A 20,312-nucleotide genomic window follows, 5' to 3' on the forward strand; every position below is an offset into this window, starting at 1 on the left:
ACCTTTTTAAACCCGCCCGTTTTGTACGGGCGGTGGGATAACGCGTCTTCAGGTATTACTTCGCGACAGTCGATGAACCATCCGCGTGCCACTGGAAGACACCAAACTCAAATCCCTTCAAATCGCCTTTTTCGTCCCATTTCAGCGGCCCAATCACGGTATCAGCCCCGTGAGCTTTCAGATCTTTCACCAGGTCCAACGGCTCTTTGCTGCCGCTACGATCCATCGCTGTCGCCAGTGACTGAACGGCTGCATAGGTGATCCATACGTAAGGTCCGGTTGGATCTTTCTTCTCAGCGTTGAGCGCATCGACGATAGCTTTATTCGCCGGGTCCTGGTCATAGCGTTTTGGCATAGTAACCAACATGCCTTCCGCGGCATCACCGGCAATGTTAGACAGTGAGGCATTGCCTACACCTTCTGGTCCCATAAACTGCGTCTTCAGGCCAACTGAACGCGCCTGACGCAGCATTTGCCCCATTTCCGGGTAGTAGCCACCGTAATAAACGAAGTCGATATTTTCTTTTTTCAGGCGAGCGATCAGCGCAGAAAAATCTTTCTCCCCGGCGGTGATCCCATCAAAGAAGACGATGTTGGCTTTACCTGCTTTCAGGCTGTCCTGCACCGAACGTGCCAGGCCTTCACCGTACTGCTGCTTGTCATGAATGATGGCGATACGCTGTGGTTTCACCTTCTCCAGGATGTATTTCGCGGCAGTCGGCCCCTGAGAGGAATCCAGACCCGCGGTGCGCATGATGTGCGCGTAACCACGCTGCGTCAGTTCCGGGTTAGTCGCCCCCGGAGAAATCATCAGAATGCCTTCGTCTTCGTAAATATCTGATGCCGGTTGAGTCGACGATGAGCACAGATGTCCTATCACATACTGAATGCCGTCGTTGACGATTTTGTTCGCGACGGCAACGGCCTGTTTCGGATCGCAGGCATCGTCATATTCCACGGCAACCAGCTTGTCGCCTTTGATCCCGCCTTTGGCATTGATATCTTTAATCGCCTGGCGTGCGCCATTAAATTCCATATCGCCCCACTGCGCGACCGGACCTGACATCGCGCCAACAACAGCGACCTTGATATCCTCCGCCATGACAGCGTGCGACATTGCCAGTGCTATCACCCCTGCGATGATTGTTTTCGCATTCCGTTTCATTACCTGAATCCCCATTCGTGACGTAATTAATATTTTGTATTTATATGGTTAAAAAGCAGACTGTGCTTTTTTTGAACTGTACTATTTTTACCAGTCTCATTAATGGTTTAGCACAGTTTTTTAAGCAAAATCAGGCTAAAATCTCTATATTTCAGTCGATTAAGAAAAGATAATATTCTGCTTTTCACTATAGATAAACAAAAAAAAGTGCGTTTGTCAGCATAAAATAACGGTACAAAGAGCCGAATAAAATGCTGCATTCCAGGGTATTATTCTGCCTGTTTTTCAATCTTTGCTGTTTCAAACTGCCATTACTGTTGTCACAAAACGATTAACCTGGTTAATCGCATAAAAAAGAGAAAGCATCCGAGTAAATTATTTCGGTACACTGATTCCATCTTTTGTGATTTGGACATGCTGTTAATGAAGCTGACCATCGTTCGTTTAGAAAACTTCAGTGCTCAGGATCTCATCGATCTTGGCAAAATCTGGCCGGAATATTCCGTCTCATCATTAAGCGTAGATGAAACGCACCGGATCTATGCCGCACGCTTTAACGAGCGCCTGCTTGGCGCAGTACGCGTCACCCTGAGCGGTACGCAAGGCGCGCTGGATTCCTTACGCGTACGCGATATCACCCGTCGTCGTGGCGTTGGGCAGTATTTGGTTGAAGAAACTCTCCGCGAAAACCCGGACGTGAGTTCATGGTGGATGGCGGATGTTGGCGTTGAAGACCGCAGCGTGATGGCGGCGTTTATGCAGGCGTTAGGGTTTACAGCACAGGCGGATGGCTGGGAGAAACGCTAAAAGAAAGCCGGGTGGCACTTTGCTTACCCGGCCTACGAAGTGCTCGTTGTAGGCCGGGTAAGGCGAAGCCGCCACCCGGCACTCAATTATTTAGCATCAGTCGCCGTACCATTAGCATGCCAATCAAACACGCCAAATTCGAAGCCTTTCAGGTCGCCCTTCGCATCCCATGACAGCGGCCCCATCACGGTTTCCACTGAGTTTGCTTTCAGGTATTTGGCAATTTCAGCCGGATCGTCAGACTGGTTCAGACCGGCCTGCAAAGACTGCAGTGCGGCGTAGGTCGTCCACACAAATGCACCGCTTGGGTCCTGTTTCTTGGCTTTGATAGCATCCACAATCGGTTTGTTCGCCGGTACCTGGTCGTAGTTCTTCGGCTTAGTCACCAGCAAACCTTCTGCCGATTCACCCGCAATGTTAGACAGCGACACGTTCGCGACCCCTTCAGGCCCCATAAACTGGGTCTTCAGACCTGCGGCACGAGACTGGCGCAGGATCTGGCCCATTTCCGGGTGATAACCGCCGTAGTAAACAAAATCGATGTTCTCTTTCTTCAGACGCGCCACCAGCGTAGAGAAGTCTTTCTCACCGGCGGTGATCCCGTCGAAGAACACCACGTCAGCGTTGGCTTTCTTGAGGTTGTCCTGCACGGAGCGCGCCAGGCCTTCGCCGTACTGCTGTTTGTCGTGAACGATAGCAATACGCTTCGGTTTCACTTTTTCAACGATATATTTGGCGGCCGTTGGGCCCTGATCGGAATCCAGGCCGGTGGTACGCATCACCAGTTTATAGCCGCGCGCGGTGAGTTCCGGTGCCGTTGCCGCAGGGGTGATCATCAGAATACCTTCGTCTTCATAGATATCTGACGCAGGTTGAGTGGACGATGAGCACAGGTGGCCGATAACGTATTTAATCCCGTCGTTGACCACTTTGTTAGCAACCGCTACCGCTTGTTTCGGGTCACAGGCATCGTCATATTTCACCATGACCAGTTTGTCGCCCTTCACGCCGCCCTTGGCGTTGATATCCGCAATAGCCTGTTCTGCGCCGGTAAATTCCTGATCGCCATACTGCGCCACCGGGCCGGACATCGCGCCGACGACGGCAACTTTAATATCCTTAGCAAATGCCATATTGCTCAAAGACAGGGCGATACATCCTGCCAATAACGCTTTACCCTTCATATTCATCCTGACAATCCCCATTATTGTGGTTATTACGTGTGTTGTGATGTTGTTGTTCAGCACTTTATATCGATTATTGGATAGCTACCCGTGCTTTAGCAGCATACTCTGCTAAAACATACCCGATTTTTATTATTTTGGAATAGCTAAATTTACATCCAGATAACAAATTCGTATTGGGGGAGAGGAGGAAAGGAAAGGACGTAGGCCCGATAAGCAAAGCGCCATCGGGCAAACATTTTGCCGGATCGCGACGTAAACGCCTTATCCGGCCTAAAAAAAACCCCCGAATTCACATTCGAGGGTTGATTGGCCATTCGTGAAAATTACGCTTCGATTGCGGCGCGCAGTTTTTTCATCGCGTTCTTTTCAAGCTGACGAACACGTTCAGCGGAAACGCCGTAGCGATCGGCCAGTTCCTGCAACGTAGACTTGTTGTCTTCGTCCAGCCAGCGGGCGCGGATAATATCCTGGCTACGCTCGTCCAGACCTTCCATTGCATGAGTCAGCTTGTTCGCGGCCTGATCTTCCCAGTTATCCTCTTCAATGCCATCAGCAAAGTTGGAGGATTTATCCTGCAGATACAGAACCGGGGCCATCGGCTGGCTGTCGGACTCGTCGTCCGAAGACATGTCAAACGTCATGTCCTGCGCCGCCATACGGGATTCCATTTCGCGCACGTCTTTGCTGGAAACGCCCAGCTCGCGGGCAACCATTTCCACTTCATCCTGATTAAACCAGCCCAGACGCTGCTTGGTTTTGCGCAGGTTAAAGAACAGCTTACGCTGTGCTTTGGTGGTCGCGACCTTCACGATACGCCAGTTACGCAGAACGTATTCGTGGATCTCAGCTTTGATCCAGTGCACGGCGAAGGAAACCAGGCGCACACCCACTTCCGGGTTGAATCGACGCACGGCTTTCATCAGGCCGATATTACCTTCCTGAATCAGATCCGCCTGCGGCAGGCCATAGCCCGCGTAGTTACGAGCAACATGAACAACAAAGCGCAGGTGAGACAGGATCAGCGTTTTAGCTGCTTCCAGATCGCCCTGGTAATGCAGCTTTTCAGCCAGCGCCCGCTCCTCGTCAGCCGACAACATCGGCCACGCGTTCGCAGCCCGGATGTAAGACTCCAGGTTACCAACAGGGGCTAAAGCTAAATTTTGCATTTCTTTGGTCATTCAAATCCTCTCAATCTTTGTCATCTGGCGTTGGTAAAAACCAATAGCAACAACCATGCCAGAGCTTATGAGCAACGAGAATATCATTCAATCTTTTATCAGACAGTGATTTTATCCACAAGTTCCATGTCGTAATGTGTATAAATTACGCACAAAATGTGACATCACGATGAATGCGCCGGGAAGAGAAAACAGGGCTCTTTCCCTGCAGAGCGAACTACTCAGTGCAGGGAAAGATTATACCAGAGATTTTTTAATCGGGGGTAAAGTGGCGTAAATGTTGAACCGTGGCAAGCCAGGCTGCCACCCAGCCAATCATTGAGCATACCAGCAGGAGTAGCAGGCACTCATCGAATGATAAGCCGTTGATATCAAACTTCGTTCCAAAAATTTGCGCCACTTCCGTGACCGCTGACGACAGTCGCATCACCAAAATTTCTGACAAAATCAGTGAAAGAAATGCGCCAGAAAAACCGAGCAGTGCGCCGCCGTAGAGGAACGGACGCAGGATAAATCCATCCGTTGCACCAATCAGTTTCTGCACGTTAATGGTATCGCGACGCGCAAAAATGCTCAGACGCACACTGTTACCGATGACCAGGAAGACCGCCGCGACCATCAGTACGCCAATCATCGCTGACACACGACCGACCAGACCCGTTAACGCAGCCAGTCGCGCAAACCAGCTGTCATCCATGCGAACTTCATCGATACCGTTGATTTGTGCAATACGATCACGCAGCGTGTTCAGTGATTCCGTGCCCTGGAAATCCAGTTTAGGAATCACCACCGCCACAGCCGGAAGAGGGTTTTCTTCCAGCATATCCAGCGCGCCACCAAAGCCGGACCAGTTACGGAATTCGCCCAGCGCATCGTCACGGGAGAGGTAATTCACTTTCTCCACGCCCTGCTCGGCCTGTAACTGCCCCACCACACGTGCCGCCGCATCATCATCCAGCGTTTTTTGCAGATATACGGTGATCTGCGGGGACGGGTAATACTGGCTTGCCGCCTGGTTCACGTTCTTGTAGACCATGTAACAAACACTTGGCAACGTCAGTGAGATAGCGATAACCATCACCGTCAGGAACGTCGCCAGCGGTTTACTTTTCAGGTCCTGCAACGCCCCCTGGAACGCATAGCGCACTTGCTCGTTAAAGACGTTGGTTTTACGCGAGTTCGGTTTTGGCGACGCTTTCGCACGTTTTGGCGCGTTGCGACCGCCCTCTCCGGGCGCACCGCCCGATTTACGGAAACGATCCAGTCGTCCACCGAACTGTTTGATTTGATTGATAGCGTCGCGTCTATTCATTCACCAGGCCTCCGTGCAAGTGTCCGTCACTCAGGACAAGCTGGCGATAAGAACGACGGGAGATCAGCCCAATATCGTGCGTCGCCATTAATACCGTTACCCCGACGCGATTAAACTCTTCGAACAGACGCAGGATCCCTTCTGACAGCGCGTCATCCAGGTTCCCCGTCGGTTCATCCGCCAGCAGTACCGCAGGCTTGTTCACCACCGCGCGGGCGATGCCCACACGCTGCTGTTCACCGCCGGAGAGTTGAATCGGGAAGTTCTTCGCTTTGTCCAACAGCCCGACTTTATCCAGCGCCGCCGACACGCGACGACGAATATCGTCACCGCTGGCACCCGCAATGATCAGTGGGATTGCCACGTTGTCGAAGACGGTTCTGTCCATCAACAGGTGGTGATCCTGAAAAATCATGCCGATCTGGCGACGCAGAAACGGCACCTCACGGTTTTTCAAACGGCTGATGTCGTGCCCGCTGAAGTAGATCTTCCCGGCACTGGGCCGTTCAATTCCACAGATCAGCTTCAGCAGGGTACTTTTACCCGCGCCGGAGTGGCCGGTCAGAAACGCCATCTCGCCAGGCTGCATATGGAATGTGACTCCCTGCAGCGCTTGTCTCCCACCGAGATAGGCCTTGCTGACATGTTCAAAGCGAATCATTGTTAATCCTCTCGGGCAAAAAGTGCCTCTATAAAATCGCCCGCTTTAAACGGACGTAAATCCTCGATACGTTCGCCCACACCGATATAGCGGATAGGGATGCCAAACTGATCGGCAACCGAGAAAATGACCCCACCTTTCGCCGTTCCGTCCAGCTTGGTCAGGGTGATGCCGGTTAAACCCACCGCTTCATGGAACAGTTTGGCCTGGCTTATCGCATTCTGCCCGGTACTGGCATCGATAGTCAGCATAACTTCATGCGGCGCATCAACGTCCAGCTTCTTCATCACGCGAACGATTTTTTTCAATTCTTCCATCAGGTGCGATTTGTTCTGTAAACGCCCTGCGGTATCAGCGATCAGCACATCTACATTACGCGCCTTCGCCGCCTGAATGGCGTCAAAGATAACGGAGGCAGAATCCGCACCGGTATGCTGAGCAATCACCGGAATATTGTTACGCTGACCCCAGACCTGCAACTGCTCTACCGCCGCGGCACGGAAAGTATCGCCCGCCGCCAACATCACTGATTTACCCTGCTGCTCAAACTGACGCGCCAGCTTGCCAATGGTGGTGGTTTTACCCACGCCGTTAACACCAACCATTAAGATAACAAATGGCGTTTTACCCTCAACATTCAGCGGTTCATCAACTTTAGCCAGAATCTCGCCCATCTCATCTTTCAGCAGGCCGTACAACGCTTCTGCATCTTTGAGTTGCTTGCGGCTGGCACCTTCTGTCAGATTTGCAATGATCTTGCGGGTTGTTTCTACGCCCACATCGGCGATCAGCAGTTGCTCTTCCAACTCTTCAAACAGATCATCGTCGATCTTTTTACCACGGAACAGACTGATAAATCCGGAACCGAGGTTTTCTTTTGTTTTCAGAAGGCTACGCTTCAGGCGCGCAAAGAAACCTTCTTTCGTCGGTTTTTCCTGCTCCTGCACAGCGTCTTCCACCACAGCCTCTTCTGCTGCTGGCGTGTCTTCAACAGGCTCCACAATCGCGGCATCTTCAGCAATTTCTTCCACCGCTTCAGCTGCCAGCGCCTGTGCTTCCAGCTCTTCATCAGTTAGCTGTGGCTCGTTTTCAGCTTCTTCTTCAACTGCCTCAACAATTTCAACGGTTTCCGCTTCAGCCTGCCACTCTTCTGGTGAAACGTCTTCGGCTTTAACCTCTTCCGGCAGCGGTAATTCTTCGTGTTCGGTCACTGCCGCGGGTGCCGGAGTTTCCACTATGGATTCAACGACCGGTTGCTGTTGTTGAGCAATAGGTTCTTCTTCCGGCTGCAGTTTTTCAATTTCAGCAACCTGTTCAGTGACGTCAACAACTTCAGCGGCAAAGGCTTCTGTTTCTGCCTCGCTATGCGTTTCCTGCGCGCGTGACGGCTCATCAACGACGGTTGCTTCTTCAGTAACCGGTTGTTGTTCTTCGTTTTTTAGTTCTGTCTCGTTTTCCGGTGCCTGCTCTTTTTGACCAAAGCCCAGCCAGGAAAAAAAGCCACGTTTTTTCTCTTTCGCCATTTGCGACTACACTCCCCCGCTGTTGCTTCATGGCACAGCGTCAACGCTATGTACATAGCAGCTAAAAAAATGATGAAATAGTCTATCACTTAACTTAACTCACATCACCGCCTGGAATGACATGCTATAGGCGGATTGAGCAATAATAGAAATGAAAAAACCGAATCACTCAGGCAGCGGTCAGATCCGCATTATTGGCGGGCAATGGCGAGGCCGTAAACTCCCGGTTCCGGACAGTCCGGGTTTACGCCCAACGACCGACCGTGTACGCGAAACGCTGTTTAACTGGCTGGCCCCGGTGATGGTCGATGCTCGTTGCCTTGATTGCTTTGCTGGCAGCGGCGCATTGGCTCTGGAAGCACTCTCCCGCTATGCGGCAGATGCCACGCTTCTGGAGATGGATCGCGCGGTTTCGCAGCAGTTACAAAAAAATCTCGCCACGCTGAAGGCAACACATGCCCGCGTCATCAACACCAACACCCTGACGTTTTTAGCCCAGACGGGTACACCGCATAACGTGGTGTTTGTTGATCCACCGTTTCGCAAAGGATTACTGGAAGAAACATTAACACTTCTGGAAACTCGCGGCTGGCTGGCAAACGAAGCGTATATTTACGTTGAAAGCGAAGTCGAAAACGGCCTGCCTGCAGTTCCGGTTAACTGGTCGTTGTACCGCGAAAAAGTGGCTGGGCAGGTTGCTTATCGCCTGTATCAACGTGAAGCACAAGGAGAGCAACATGCTGATTAATCTGGGTCGTCTGTTAATGCTGTGTGTCTGGGCATTCCTGCTCCTGAATATTTTCCAACCGTTCCCACGTCCGCTCAATATCTTCGTGAATGTGGCGCTGGTGTTTATGGTGCTGATGCACGGCATGCAGTTGGCGCTGCTGAAATCCACCATGCCGAAAGATGGCCCACAAATGACCCGCGGCGAGAAAATCCGTATTTTTCTGTTTGGCGTATTTGAGTTGCTGGTGTGGCAGAAGAAGATTAAGAGCCAGTTGAAGAAATAAATTGAGATCCCTTCGCCCGGTGGCGCTCTGTTTACCGGGCCTACGGACTTGTAGGCCGGATAAGGCATCAGCCGCCATCCGGCATTCGTTGGGTAAAATCAACAAAACGCGAACCCTTGTAGCTCAGCGTGCCTTTGTCGCCAACCGTTAACGCATGATACTGCTGGGCATCAAGACGAAAGGTCTGCTCCAGGCCGCCGCTTTGCGGTTTGAAGCTGGCTTCATAGCGCATGCTGGTGCCCGCTGGCGTCACTTCCTGTTGACGTGAACGCCGGTCATTTAGCGGCTTCTCTCGCTTATTACTCACCACCACCTTCTTTTGCACCAACGGTGCAGCATCATTTTCCGCTTTTTCCCGCCGCTGCTGGACAAAGCGAAACGACGCGGCAATAACGATTAAGACAATGATCACAATAAAAAAAAGGGGTGGCTTACTCATATTATTAACCCATCAGAAAATGCGGAAATAAGCATACCTTGCCTGTTATGGTGTTGTCATCTGGCGGTATCGGACTCTACACTGGTCAATAGAGCCGTAAGCACCCCGCTTACGAAAAAATAACGAATTCAAGGAACTAAGATGCTTTGGTCGTTTATCGCTGTTTGTCTTTCCGCATGGCTGTTCGTGGATGCTTCCTATCGTGGACCCGTCTGGCAACGCTGGGTCTTTAAACCCCTGACGTTATTGCTCCTGCTACTGCTGGCCTGGCAGGCGCCAATGTTTAACGCCATCAGCTACCTGGTACTGGCCGGCTTGCTTGCCTCGCTGCTGGGTGATGCGTTGACGCTATTGCCACGTCAACGTCTGTTGTACGCCATTGGCGCGTTTTTCCTGTCGCACCTGCTGTATACCATTTACTTCGCCAGCCAAATGACGCTGTCGTTCTTCTGGCCTTTACCGCTGGTGCTGCTGGTGTTAGGTGCGTTGCTGATCGCCGTGATCTGGACGCGCCTGGAAGAACTGCGTATTGCCATATGTACCTTTGTCGGTATTACTCTGATGATGGTCTGGATGGCAGGCGAACTGTGGTTCTTCCGCCCGACCGCGCCGGCGCTGTCCGCATTTTTGGGGGCCTCTCTCCTGTTCATCGGCAACATTGTCTGGCTGGGGAGCCATTACCGTTACCGCTTCCGCGCGGACAACGCGATTGCGGCGGCTTGCTACTTCGCCGGGCATTTCCTGATTGTTCGTTCGCTGTATCTTTAAAAACCCTTGACTCTGGAGTCGACTCCAGAGTGTATCCTCCGGTTAATACGAAATGATTATCAATCGGAGGATGCCATGTCGACACCAGAGGCCAATGGCAAAAAAGCCCCACAGTTCTCTTCATTCAAGCTCGCGCCTGCACCGCAGAAAGCTGATGACTGCTGCTGTGAAGGCAGTTGCTCAACCCCACCACCCGTTTCTGCAACCGTATTAGGTACTCGCTATTCCTGGAAAGTCGCGGGCATGGATTGCGCGGCCTGTGCGCGTAAAGTCGAAAATGCGGTCCGCCAGGTCAGCGGCGTTAACCAGGTTCAGGTTCTGTTCGCTACCGAAAAGCTGGTGGTGGATGCCGGTTCCGATATCCGCCAGCAAATTGAAAGCGCAGTGCAGAAGGCCGGCTACACCCTGCGTGATGAGCAGGCGCCAGAAGAAGCCCCCGAATCACGGTTTAAAGAAAATCTGCCGCTGATTTCATTGATTATCATGATGGCCATCAGTTGGGGACTGGAGCAGTTCAATCACCCCTTCGGCCAGATAGCCTTTATCGCCACCACACTGGTGGGTCTGTTCCCCATTGCACGTCAGGCGCTGCGCCTGATGAAGACCGGTAGCTACTTTGCCATTGAAACGCTGATGAGCGCCGCCGCCATCGGGGCATTGTTTATCGGTGCAACGGCGGAAGCGGCCATGGTACTGCTGTTGTTTTTAATTGGTGAACGCCTGGAAGGATGGGCTGCCAACCGCGCCCGTAAAGGGGTCAGCGCGCTAATGGCGCTGAAGCCGGAAACCGCCACGCGTCTGCGTAACGGTGAGCGCGAAGAGGTGGCCATTAACACCCTCCAGCCAGGCGACATCATTGAAGTTGCCGCCGGAGGACGTTTACCCGCCGACGCTAAACTGGTTTCGGGTTTTGCCAGCTTTGATGAAAGCGCATTGACGGGTGAATCTATTCCGGTTGAGCGAGCATTGGGCGAAAAAGTCCCGGCAGGTGCCACCAGCGTAGACCGACTGGTCACTCTCGAGGTTCTCTCTGAACCCGGTGCCAGTGCGATTGACCGTATTTTGAAACTGATTGAAGAGGCCGAAGAGCGTCGCGCCCCTATAGAGCGTTTTATTGATCGCTTCAGCCGGATTTATACCCCGGCCATCATGGCGATTGCCTTGCTGGTCACGCTCGTACCGCCGCTGCTGTTTGCCGCTTCCTGGCAGGAATGGATTTATAAAGGGCTAACGCTGCTGCTGATCGGTTGTCCGTGTGCACTGGTTATTTCAACCCCTGCCGCAATCACTTCCGGATTAGCCGCAGCGGCGCGTCGCGGGGCGTTAATCAAAGGCGGTGCCGCCCTGGAACAGTTGGGCAGAGTCACACAGGTCGCGTTTGATAAAACCGGCACCCTGACCGTCGGTAAACCGCGCGTCACGGCGATTCATCCGGCAAGTGGGCTAGACGAAGCCGAACTGCTGGTGTTGGCAGCGGCCGTTGAACAAGGTGCAACGCATCCGCTGGCCCAGGCCATTGTCCGTGAAGCACAAACGCGTGAACTGAGTATTCCACTGGCGACAGAACAGCGTGCGCTGGTTGGCTCAGGGATTGAAGCACAGGTAAACGGCGAGCGCATACTGATTTGCGCGGCAGGCAAACATCCTGCTGATGCCTTTGCCGGGCAGATAAGCGAACTGGAAAGCGCAGGCCAAACCGTCGTGCTGGTCGTGCGTAACGATGCCGTACTCGGCGTACTGGCCTTGCAGGACACACTACGCGACGATGCCCGCACCGCCATCAGCGAGCTGAATCAGCTCGGTGTGAAAGGGGTGATCCTGACCGGCGACAATCCTCGCGCGGCAGCAGCTATTGCCGCTGAACTGGGGCTTGAATTCAAAGCGGGGCTGTTACCGGAAGATAAAGTGCAGGCCGTTACCCAGCTCAACCAACTGTCACCGCTGGCGATGGTCGGCGATGGGATCAACGACGCGCCGGCGATGAAAGCCGCCACCATCGGCATTGCCATGGGTAGCGGAACCGATGTTGCGCTGGAAACCGCCGATGCGGCCCTGACACATAACCGTCTGCGTGGTCTGGTGCAAATGATTCAACTGGCGCGCGCAACCCACGCCAATATTCGACAAAATATTGCGATTGCGTTGGGTCTGAAAGGGATTTTCCTTGTTACCACACTGCTGGGGATAACCGGATTGTGGCTGGCAGTACTGGCAGATACGGGGGCAACGGTGCTGGTAACCGCCAACGCGCTGCGGTTGTTGCGTAAAGGATAATGTGTGTGTGCCGGATGCGGCGTTGCCTTATCCGGCCTACAGGTTACACAGCGTTAGCGCCATCCGGCATCGCTTAATGCCCTTTGCGCACTAAATAGCGGTACGGCAGCGAGTCGGTCTCTTTTGCCACCAGCTCATGTTCCATAAAAGTACAGAAGCCGGGAATATCGCGGGTTGTCGCCGGATCGTCTGCAACAATCAGCAGCGTCTCACCGGCCTGCATACCACGCACGGTTTTACGCACCATCATGACGGGTTCCGGGCAGCGCAGCCCCTGCGCATCAAGAGTATGGTCGGGAGAAGTAAACAGATCGCTCATCGTAGTCTCATTCATACAAAAACGGCGTTATTTTACGCTCTGTTGTGGCGTAAGCCAATCAGGTTAACGATTGCGTGAAAAACAACCATTGCAATGTGTTTTTAAAGCAGTATCATGCGACGGTTTTTTATTGGGTTCCCTCACCCCATCCAACAAAAAGGTCACAATATGACTCCGTTTACACAAAATCAGCGCGTAAAAGCGTTGTTCTGGCTATCGCTATTTCATCTGCTGGTGATCACCTCCAGCAACTATCTGGTGCAGCTTCCGATCTCCATCTTTGGTTTTCATACCACCTGGGGCGCGTTTAGCTTTCCGTTTATTTTCCTCGCGACCGATCTGACCGTGCGTATCTTTGGCGCACCGCTGGCAAGACGCATCATCTTTGCCGTGATGGTTCCTGCGTTGCTGATCTCCTATGGCGTGTCTTCACTGTTCTATATGGGTTCCTGGCAAGGTTTTGATGCGCTGCTGCACTTTAACCTGTTTGTCGCCCGTATCGCTGCCGCCAGTTTTATGGCTTACGCGCTGGGACAAATTCTGGATGTGCACGTCTTTAACCGCCTGCGTCAGAACCGTCGCTGGTGGCTCGCGCCTACGGCCTCAACGCTGTTTGGCAACATCAGCGATACGCTGGCGTTCTTCTTTATCGCCTTCTGGCGCAGCCCGGATGCCTTTATGGCCGAGCACTGGATGGAAATCGCGCTTGTCGATTACTGCTTCAAAGTGCTGATCAGCATTATTTTCTTCCTGCCGATGTATGGCGTGTTGCTGAATATGTTGCTGAAAAGGCTGGCAGATAAATCTGAAATCTCTGCATTGCAGACGAGTTAAAGGTTCATTTTCCGAGTTGTGATAAGATGGACGAATGAGCCGTTATGGCCGTTTATCGAAAGGAAGAAGTCAATGCGCAATCTGGTTAAATATGTCGGTATTGGCCTGCTGGTTATGGGGCTTGCGGCCTGTGATAATAGCGATACAAAAGCGCCAGCAGAGGGTGCTGCCGCACAAAGCAGCGCCGCCGGACAACCGGTTAACCTGCTCGACGGCAAACTCAGTTTTTCCCTGCCGGCAGACATGACCGATCAGAGCGGCAAGCTGGGCACTCAGGCCAACAACATGCACGTTTATTCTGACGCAACCGGCCAGAAAGCGGTGATTGTGATTGTCGGTGACGATACCAGTGAAGCACTGCCTGTACTGGCAAAACGTCTGGAAGATCAGCAGCGTAGCCGTGACCCGCAACTGCAGGTGGTCACTAACAAGTCCATTGAGCTGAAAGGCCACACGCTTCAGCAGTTAGACAGCATCATTTCAGCGAAAGGCCAGACTGCCTACTCCTCCGTGGTGTTGGGCAAAGTGGACAACCAACTGCTGACCCTGCAAATCACGCTGCCTGCTGACGATCAACAGAAAGCACAGACCACGGCAGAAAACATCATTAACACGCTGGTTATCCAGTAATCGTTAAGACGATGATGCGGCCTCCGGTGACACCACCTGAGGCCGTTTTTTTAGCCGCCATGTCAGCAATAACGCCACCGCCACCAGCCCTGCGGCCGCCAGATAGATAACCGGTACACCCGCCCACGTCATCACCAGTCCCGCCAAAGGCCCGGTGACACCCAGCGACAAATCCATAAATACCGTATAAGTCGCCAGTGCCGCGCCCTGATTCTGCTGCGGGACCGCTTTTACCGCTACCACACCCAGCGCCGGGAAGACCAACGAAAACCCTGCGCCGGCCAGTAGCACGCCCATTTTCGCCATCCACGGCATGGAAGCCATCCCGACCAGCAACAGCCCAACAATTTCGACGCTAAAGCAGATCATCGCGACATTCAGCCCACCTAACCGGTTGATGCCATTTGGGAATAGCAGACGAGTACCAACAAACGTGCAGCTAAATAGCGTCAGCGCGAATGCCGCGCCGTCCCAGCCTTTTGCGTCGTAAAACAGGGTAATAAACGTGGCGATCACCCCAAAGCCGGCAGAGGCCAACGCCAGTGCCATGCCGTACGGCCAGACTCGCCCAAGCACCGCGCGAAACGGCAACGGTTTGCCTTTACTGGCTTTCACTGCCGGACGCGGCAGTGCCAGCAATATTGCCAGCAGCGCCACGGCCATCACGGTCAGCGCCAGCCCTTGCAAGCCACCCCAGGCGTAGCACAGCACACCCAGCGGCGCACCGATCGCCATCGCCCCGTAGGTGACAATCCCGTTCCATGAAATCACCCGTCCAATGTGCATTGAGCCAACCACCCCAACGCCCCATAATGTAGAGCCGGTCCCGGCAAAGCTTTGCCCGATGCCCAGAATCACGCGCCCCAGGCACAGCAGTAATAAACTGGCCAGCGGCGAACCATGCGCGCTCCCTGCCAGCAAATAGCCCAGACCACTTAAAAAACAGCCGCACAGCCCAAATACCACAATCTTTTTCGGCCCCAGCAAATCGGCATAGCGACCGGCATGAGGGCGACTCAACAACGTCGCGAAGTATTGCAGACTGATAACCAGCCCGGCCCAGAAGGCACTAAATCCCATAACATCATGGACATAACCCGGCAATACCGCGAGCGGGAGGCCGATGGTCAGATAGCTGGCGAAGTTAAACATCACCACGGAGACAATGCGCAGATTGAGGCGCAATCCGCTCAGCGTCGGTTCAGCGACGGGTTCGGGCATGGAGGGTCACCACATATTCACAACAGTGTTTCATTTCTACCATGTTGCAGCCCAGAAATCAGTAACCAGATTAGGAATATCGGCAGCAAGCCAGCCGCTACACTTAATGCAAAAATGCACACAGGAAGAAGACATGACAACCATCCAGCCTGACAAAACAGGTTTGCACATTTCGCTTAAACTGGCCGCGCTGGTGGTGATCCTCGCGGGTATACACGCCGCAGCCGATATTCTTGTACAGCTACTGCTGGCCCTGTTTTTCGCCATTGTGTTGAATCCCCTGGTAACCTGGTTTATTCGTCGGGGGATCCGTCGCCCGGTTGCCATTACGCTGGTGGTCGTCGTGATGCTCATCGTCCTTACCGCACTGGTTGGTGTCCTGGCGTCGTCGATCACAGAATTCATGGCCATGCTGCCCAAGTACAATAAGGAGCTGACGCGCAAAGTCCTGTATCTGCAAGAGATGGTGCCCTTTCTGAATTTGCATATGTCGCCAGAGCGCATCCTGCAACGTATCGATTCCGACAAGCTCATGACCTTCACAACCACGCTGATGACCAGCCTTTCCGGTGCGATGGCCAGCGTCGTTCTGCTGGTGATGACGGTGGTCTTTATGCTGTTTGAGGTACGCCACGTCCCCTATAAAATGCGCTTTGCGCTGAACAATCCGCAGATCCATATTGCGGGGCTGCATCGGGCATTAAAGGGCGTATCCCACTATCTGGCACTGAAAACGTTGCTCAGCTTATGGACTGGCGCCATCGTCTGGCTGGGGTTGGCGCTAATGGGTATTCAGTTCGCTCTGATGTGGGGCGTGCTGGCCTTCCTGCTCAATTATGTGCCCAATATAGGCTCGGTTATTTCCGCCGTGCCGCCTATGATTCAGGCGTTGCTGTTCAATGGCCTGTACGAGTGCGTGCTGGTCGGCGCGCTGTTTCTGGTGGTGCATATGGTGATTGGCAATATCCTTGAGCCACGTATGATGGGGCATCGCCTGGGATTGTCGACGCTGATCGTTTTCCTTTCCCTGTTGGTGTGGGGATGGCTGCTCGGTCCCGTGGGCATGTTGCTCTCCGTCCCATTAACCAGCGTGTGTAAAATCTGGATGGAAACCACCACCGGTGGCAGCAAACTGGCCATTTTACTTGGTCCCGGCAGACCCAAAAGTCGGCTACCCTGAAAAACTACCAACCGAGGTAGTTTTTATCTTTTTATATGCCCGTTAAACTGATATCCATACAGGTATATATCGCAATTTATCTTAAATAAAGAGTGAAAAGGATTTCATTTTTTAATAAAGAAATTACATAAGTCAACGTACGGATGTCTTTGCCAAACCGCATAAGAATAATGAATCCCCCCATAGCATTTAACTCAAACTATCTGCCTATATTTAAAGGTTATTTTATTTGATACGTTTTATCTAAAAATCTATACTTCTCGCCGATGATTACGCTGAAAAATTTCCGTTGAAGAAAATCACCGAATATTACCATCCGGTAACCTCCGTCGCCTTGCTATCGGACACGTGAAATAAAATGCTAATTTAGCTTAAATAAAATCACAGGTGCTGCAGGGTGATCATTATTTCGAAGCTTATTATTAAACACGTATAAACAGTACTTTGAGAGGGAGTTTTAATGAAACAGTATATTAAGTGGTTTGCGGCCATTGCCGTTGTCGGTGCGCTGGCGGGATGTGCGCGTACTGCGCCGATCGATCAAGTTCACACCAGCGTAAGCGCGGGGCACACTCAGGATCAGGTTAAAACCGCGATTCTGAAAGCGGGCATTCAACGCCAATGGGTCATGTCTGAAGCCGGTCCTGGTGTCATTAAAGCACGCCAACAAACCCGCGACCATGTGGCTGAAGTCCGTATCACCTATACCGCCACCAGCTATGACATTAAATACGACAGCAGCCTTAACCTGCAGGCTTCTGGTGGAAAAATCCATAAAAACTACAACCGCTGGGTACGCAATCTGGATAAAGACATCCAGCTCAATCTGTCAGCCGGTGCCAATCTGTAATTACGCCTAAAGTCGGGCCGAAAAGGCCCGATACTCTTACTCTCTGCCATTTAACAGGTTGTCCCCACATGTACGAACAGGATTCGCTTAGCGCACTGGATGCCATTACTGAAGCACAACGTATCGCCTTTGCCCCTATGCTTTTTCAAACCGCGTTGTGTCTGCGAAATGCGGGAGTACTCACCTGGCTGGACAAGCAAGGTAAACGCGGTGCCACGCTCGACGAAATTACCGAGAACAGCACCATAAACGAATATGCCGCCAGCATCCTGTTGGATATGGGGTTAAGTGGGCGAATCATTACCCACAAAGAAGGATATTATTACCTCGCAAAAGTCGGCCACTTCCTTTTACATGACACAATGACGCGTGTGAATATGGATTTCACCCAGGATGTTTGTTATCAGGGACTGTTCTATCTGGAGAATGCGCTGAAAGAAGGGAAACCCGCTGGATTAAAAATTTTTGGCGACTGGCCAACAATCTATCCTGCACTGTCACAATTACCCCTGGCTGCGCGTGAAAGTTGGTTCGCTTTCGATCATTACTATTCAGATGGCGCATTTGATGCCGCATTGCCATATGTATTCGCCAGCGCCCCTGCAACCCTGTACGATGTCGGCGGAAATACCGGAAAATGGGCATTACGTTGTTGTCAACATGATGACAATATTGCAGTCACTCTATTAGATTTGCCGCAACAAATTGCACTTGCCCGCGAAAATATCGAAAATGCGGGATTATCCCATCGCATAAATTTCCATGCTGTGGATATGCTTAGCGACTCGCCTTTACCCGCAGAGGCAGATATCTGGTGGATGAGCCAATTTCTGGACTGTTTTTCCCCGGAACAAATTATCGCCATACTGAGCAACATTGCTCGGGTGATGAAACCGGGCGCGAAGCTGTGCATTATGGAACTGTTTTGGGATGCCCAAAAATTTGAAGCGGCCTCATTTAGCCTGAATGCGTCTTCGCTTTATTTTACCTGTATGGCGAATGGCAACAGCCGTTTCTACAGCGTAGAGAAGTTTTATCACTATCTGAATCAGGCAGGTTTTCAGGTAGATGAACGCCACGACAACTTAGGTGTTGGGCATACTTTATTGATATGTCAGAAGAAAAAATAAGAAACAATCGGAACAACCGATTTACCGCGGATACGCGTTGATGAAATTTGCATTCAACATTATCGACTGGCAGGCCAAGGCGCCAGGGTTAAGTGAAACAGAACAGTGGCAGGAATGGTCACGGTTTTCGCACGCCATCGATCCCACCGCGCCATTGGCTAAACTCAGCGAGTTACCGATGATGACGGCTCGCCGCCTCAGCTCCGGTAGCAAACTGGCCGTTGATTGCGGGCTGGCGATGCTACGCCGTCATGATATTGATGCCGTGTTGTACACCAGCCGCCATGGTGAACTGGAGCGTAATTACAGGATCCTGCACGCCCTGGCGACTGAGCAGGCACTCTCACCGACCGATTTTGCCCTCTCTGTGCATAATTCTGCGGTGGGAAACCTGACCATCGCCGCGAAAAAACCGATTGTCTCCTCCTCGCTTTCTGCTGGCAGGGATACGTTCCAGCAGGGGCTGTGCGAAATCATCGGGCTGTTGCAGGCGGGATATCAGCGTGTATTGATGGTCGATTTCGACGGTTTTCTGCCCGAGTTTTATCATCCACAGTTGCCGCCTGATATGCCGACATGGCCGTTTGCCGTTGCATTGGTTATTGAATCCGGTGATCGCTGGCAATGTGAAACCCGTCCACGCCGCGCGCAAGGTGAGACGTCATTGCCACAGAGTCTGTTGTTTTTACAACATTATTTGCAAGATACCACGGCGTTTACCCTGCCAGGCGAACGCGTACAGTGGCAGTGGAGTCAGGGATGAACACGATTTTCCTGCGGCTTAATTGGGTATGGCGACTGGTGATGACCGGTTTTTGCTTTGCCCTGTTTGGCCTCGGCGGACTGCTCCTTTCTACCGTCTGGTTTAACGTATTGCTCATCGCAGTATGGGATAAAGCCCGGCGTCGGCGTATCGCCAGACGCAGCATTGCTGCCAGTTTTCGCCTCTTTTTAACGGTGGTGAAGCGACTTGGCGTGCTGGATTACCAGATTGCAGGACGAGACATTTTACGCAACGAAAAAGGGTGCCTGGTCGTTGCCAATCATCCGACGCTCATCGACTACGTGCTACTGGCCTCGGTCATGCCAGAAACCGACTGTCTGGTGAAAAGCGCATTACTAAAGAACCCGTTTCTCGGCGGCGTGGTCCGGGCAGCAGATTATCTGATTAACAGTCAGGCTGATGCGCTGTTACCCGCGTGCCAGCAACGTCTGGAACAAGGCGATACCATTTTAATTTTCCCCGAGGGAACCCGTACACGCCCCGGAGAGGAAATGACGTTACAGCGTGGTGCGGCGAATATCGCCGTACGTTGCAGCAGCGATTTACGTATCGTCACCATTAACTGCAGCGAACAAATGCTGGATAAAGAAAGCAAATGGTACGACGTCCCATCAATAAAGCCCATGTTCACCATTTCAGTACACGAACGGGTTAAGATCGACCAATTTTACGACGCAAATTCACAAGAACCGGCGCTGGCCGCAAGGCAGTTAAACCGGCATCTTTTGCTTCAATTACAACCAGGTACTTTACCTCTTTCAGGAATTAATGATGCAAGCGCTTTATCTTGAAATCAAAAATCTCATTATAACGACATTGAATCTCGACGAACTGACAGCTGACGATATTGATACCGAAGCGGCACTCTTTGGCGATGGATTAGGTCTGGACTCAATCGACGCCCTGGAGCTGGGGCTGGCGGTGAAAAACGAGTATGGCGTGGTCCTCTCAGCAGAGAGCGAAGAAATGCGTCAGCACTTCTTCTCCGTCGCCACGCTGGCATCGTTCATTCACGCGCAACGTGCCTGAGGATAGTC

22 protein-coding genes are annotated in these 20,312 nt (G+C 52.3%); 13 read left to right on the top strand and 9 right to left on the bottom strand.

All coding sequences use genetic code 11. From position 1 onward, the window contains the following. Positions 1-55: 55 nt before the first annotated feature. Entirely contained in the window at positions 56-1,165 is a 1,110-nt protein-coding gene (gene livK / locus QMN38_RS14530) for a high-affinity branched-chain amino acid ABC transporter substrate-binding protein LivK (RefSeq protein WP_137381970.1), read from the bottom strand. Between the two features lie 423 nt (positions 1,166-1,588). Between livK and panM the strand changes: the two genes are divergently transcribed. Beyond that, on the top strand, positions 1,589-1,972 hold the full coding sequence (panM, locus tag QMN38_RS14535) for an aspartate 1-decarboxylase autocleavage activator PanM (protein ID WP_271448771.1): 384 nt from the start codon (positions 1,589-1,591) through the stop codon (positions 1,970-1,972). An 86-nt stretch (positions 1,973-2,058) separates the two neighbouring features. Here panM and QMN38_RS14540 read toward each other — a convergent pair whose 3' ends face one another. From QMN38_RS14540 to ftsY, 5 genes are all read right to left on the bottom strand, one after another. Continuing rightward, the gene (locus QMN38_RS14540) at positions 2,059-3,162 is read right to left on the bottom strand and encodes a branched-chain amino acid ABC transporter substrate-binding protein (RefSeq protein ID WP_271448685.1); all 1,104 of its coding nucleotides are present in this window, start codon (positions 3,160-3,162) and stop codon (positions 2,059-2,061) included. A 320-nt stretch (positions 3,163-3,482) separates the two neighbouring features. Beyond that, positions 3,483-4,337: an RNA polymerase sigma factor RpoH gene (rpoH, locus tag QMN38_RS14545; RefSeq protein WP_003023425.1), complete on the bottom strand. Its 855-nt coding sequence runs from the start codon at positions 4,335-4,337 to the stop codon at positions 3,483-3,485. Between the two features lie 253 nt (positions 4,338-4,590). Beyond that, positions 4,591-5,649 (bottom strand): permease-like cell division protein FtsX, encoded by a 1,059-nt coding sequence (gene ftsX / locus QMN38_RS14550; protein ID WP_202037526.1) that lies wholly within the window; start codon positions 5,647-5,649, stop codon positions 4,591-4,593. Continuing rightward, positions 5,642-6,310: a cell division ATP-binding protein FtsE gene (ftsE, locus tag QMN38_RS14555; protein ID WP_137381973.1), complete on the bottom strand. Its 669-nt coding sequence runs from the start codon at positions 6,308-6,310 to the stop codon at positions 5,642-5,644. The genes ftsX and ftsE overlap by 8 nt, the downstream gene beginning before the upstream one ends. 2 nt (positions 6,311-6,312) lie before the next feature. After that, complete coding sequence (gene ftsY / locus QMN38_RS14560; protein WP_323605259.1) at positions 6,313-7,833, bottom strand: signal recognition particle-docking protein FtsY; 1,521 nt, start codon at positions 7,831-7,833, stop codon at positions 6,313-6,315. 151 nt (positions 7,834-7,984) lie between these two features. Here ftsY and rsmD point away from each other — a divergent pair, with 151 nt between their 5' ends. Together rsmD and QMN38_RS14570 are read left to right on the top strand one after the other, a co-directional pair. Next, positions 7,985-8,581 (top strand): 16S rRNA (guanine(966)-N(2))-methyltransferase, encoded by a 597-nt coding sequence (gene rsmD, locus QMN38_RS14565; RefSeq protein ID WP_323605260.1) that lies wholly within the window; start codon positions 7,985-7,987, stop codon positions 8,579-8,581. After that, positions 8,571-8,846 (top strand): DUF1145 family protein, encoded by a 276-nt coding sequence (locus QMN38_RS14570; protein WP_202037523.1) that lies wholly within the window; start codon positions 8,571-8,573, stop codon positions 8,844-8,846. Before rsmD ends, QMN38_RS14570 begins: the two co-directional genes overlap by 11 nt. A 67-nt stretch (positions 8,847-8,913) precedes the next feature. On the opposite strand, the gene QMN38_RS14575 is transcribed toward QMN38_RS14570, so the two are convergent. Then, positions 8,914-9,285 carry a DUF2500 domain-containing protein gene (locus QMN38_RS14575; RefSeq protein ID WP_323605261.1) on the bottom strand — a complete coding sequence of 124 codons (372 nt, stop codon included), beginning with the start codon at positions 9,283-9,285 and terminating at the stop codon, positions 8,914-8,916. A 141-nt stretch (positions 9,286-9,426) separates the two neighbouring features. Here QMN38_RS14575 and QMN38_RS14580 point away from each other — a divergent pair, with 141 nt between their 5' ends. Beyond that, entirely contained in the window at positions 9,427-10,053 is a 627-nt protein-coding gene (locus QMN38_RS14580) for a lysoplasmalogenase (protein ID WP_323605262.1), read from the top strand. A 75-nt stretch (positions 10,054-10,128) separates the two neighbouring features. After that, entirely contained in the window at positions 10,129-12,327 is a 2,199-nt protein-coding gene (zntA, locus tag QMN38_RS14585) for a Zn(II)/Cd(II)/Pb(II) translocating P-type ATPase ZntA (protein WP_323605263.1), read from the top strand. Between the two features lie 73 nt (positions 12,328-12,400). Here the strand turns inward: zntA and tusA are convergent, their stop codons facing one another. Beyond that, complete coding sequence (gene tusA, locus QMN38_RS14590; protein ID WP_038635021.1) at positions 12,401-12,646, bottom strand: sulfurtransferase TusA; 246 nt, start codon at positions 12,644-12,646, stop codon at positions 12,401-12,403. Positions 12,647-12,814: 168 nt separating this feature from the next. On the opposite strand from tusA, the gene QMN38_RS14595 reads away from it, so the two are divergent. Together QMN38_RS14595 and QMN38_RS14600 are read left to right on the top strand one after the other, a co-directional pair. Further along, the gene (locus QMN38_RS14595; protein WP_005121575.1) at positions 12,815-13,480 is read left to right on the top strand and encodes a 7-cyano-7-deazaguanine/7-aminomethyl-7-deazaguanine transporter; all 666 of its coding nucleotides are present in this window, start codon (positions 12,815-12,817) and stop codon (positions 13,478-13,480) included. A 72-nt stretch (positions 13,481-13,552) separates the two neighbouring features. Continuing rightward, positions 13,553-14,110, top strand: coding sequence for a DcrB family lipoprotein (locus QMN38_RS14600; protein WP_005121574.1), 558 nt, complete (start codon positions 13,553-13,555; stop codon positions 14,108-14,110). 3 nt (positions 14,111-14,113) lie between these two features. Here the strand turns inward: QMN38_RS14600 and QMN38_RS14605 are convergent, their stop codons facing one another. Beyond that, the gene (locus QMN38_RS14605) at positions 14,114-15,331 is read right to left on the bottom strand and encodes an MFS transporter (protein ID WP_323605264.1); all 1,218 of its coding nucleotides are present in this window, start codon (positions 15,329-15,331) and stop codon (positions 14,114-14,116) included. Between the two features lie 133 nt (positions 15,332-15,464). Between QMN38_RS14605 and QMN38_RS14610 the strand changes: the two genes are divergently transcribed. The 6 genes from QMN38_RS14610 (at position 15,465) to QMN38_RS14635 (ending at position 20,304) form a co-directional block, all read left to right on the top strand. Continuing rightward, positions 15,465-16,511 carry an AI-2E family transporter gene (locus QMN38_RS14610; protein WP_323605265.1) on the top strand — a complete coding sequence of 349 codons (1,047 nt, stop codon included), beginning with the start codon at positions 15,465-15,467 and terminating at the stop codon, positions 16,509-16,511. Between the two features lie 472 nt (positions 16,512-16,983). Further along, the gene (locus QMN38_RS14615; protein ID WP_122973906.1) at positions 16,984-17,361 is read left to right on the top strand and encodes a hypothetical protein; all 378 of its coding nucleotides are present in this window, start codon (positions 16,984-16,986) and stop codon (positions 17,359-17,361) included. 68 nt (positions 17,362-17,429) lie between these two features. Further along, positions 17,430-18,491: a class I SAM-dependent methyltransferase gene (locus QMN38_RS14620; RefSeq protein ID WP_137381983.1), complete on the top strand. Its 1,062-nt coding sequence runs from the start codon at positions 17,430-17,432 to the stop codon at positions 18,489-18,491. A 40-nt stretch (positions 18,492-18,531) separates the two neighbouring features. After that, on the top strand, positions 18,532-19,254 hold the full coding sequence (locus QMN38_RS14625; RefSeq protein WP_323605266.1) for a beta-ketoacyl synthase chain length factor: 723 nt from the start codon (positions 18,532-18,534) through the stop codon (positions 19,252-19,254). Continuing rightward, positions 19,251-20,066 carry a lysophospholipid acyltransferase family protein gene (locus QMN38_RS14630; protein ID WP_271448692.1) on the top strand — a complete coding sequence of 272 codons (816 nt, stop codon included), beginning with the start codon at positions 19,251-19,253 and terminating at the stop codon, positions 20,064-20,066. The genes QMN38_RS14625 and QMN38_RS14630 overlap by 4 nt, the downstream gene beginning before the upstream one ends. Further along, positions 20,047-20,304, top strand: coding sequence for a phosphopantetheine-binding protein (locus QMN38_RS14635; protein ID WP_048213596.1), 258 nt, complete (start codon positions 20,047-20,049; stop codon positions 20,302-20,304). The genes QMN38_RS14630 and QMN38_RS14635 overlap by 20 nt, the downstream gene beginning before the upstream one ends. Positions 20,305-20,312 lie beyond the last annotated feature (8 nt).

Source organism: Citrobacter sp. R-1.5.2, from assembly GCF_035064245.1.
Classification (GTDB): domain Bacteria; phylum Pseudomonadota; class Gammaproteobacteria; order Enterobacterales; family Enterobacteriaceae; genus Citrobacter.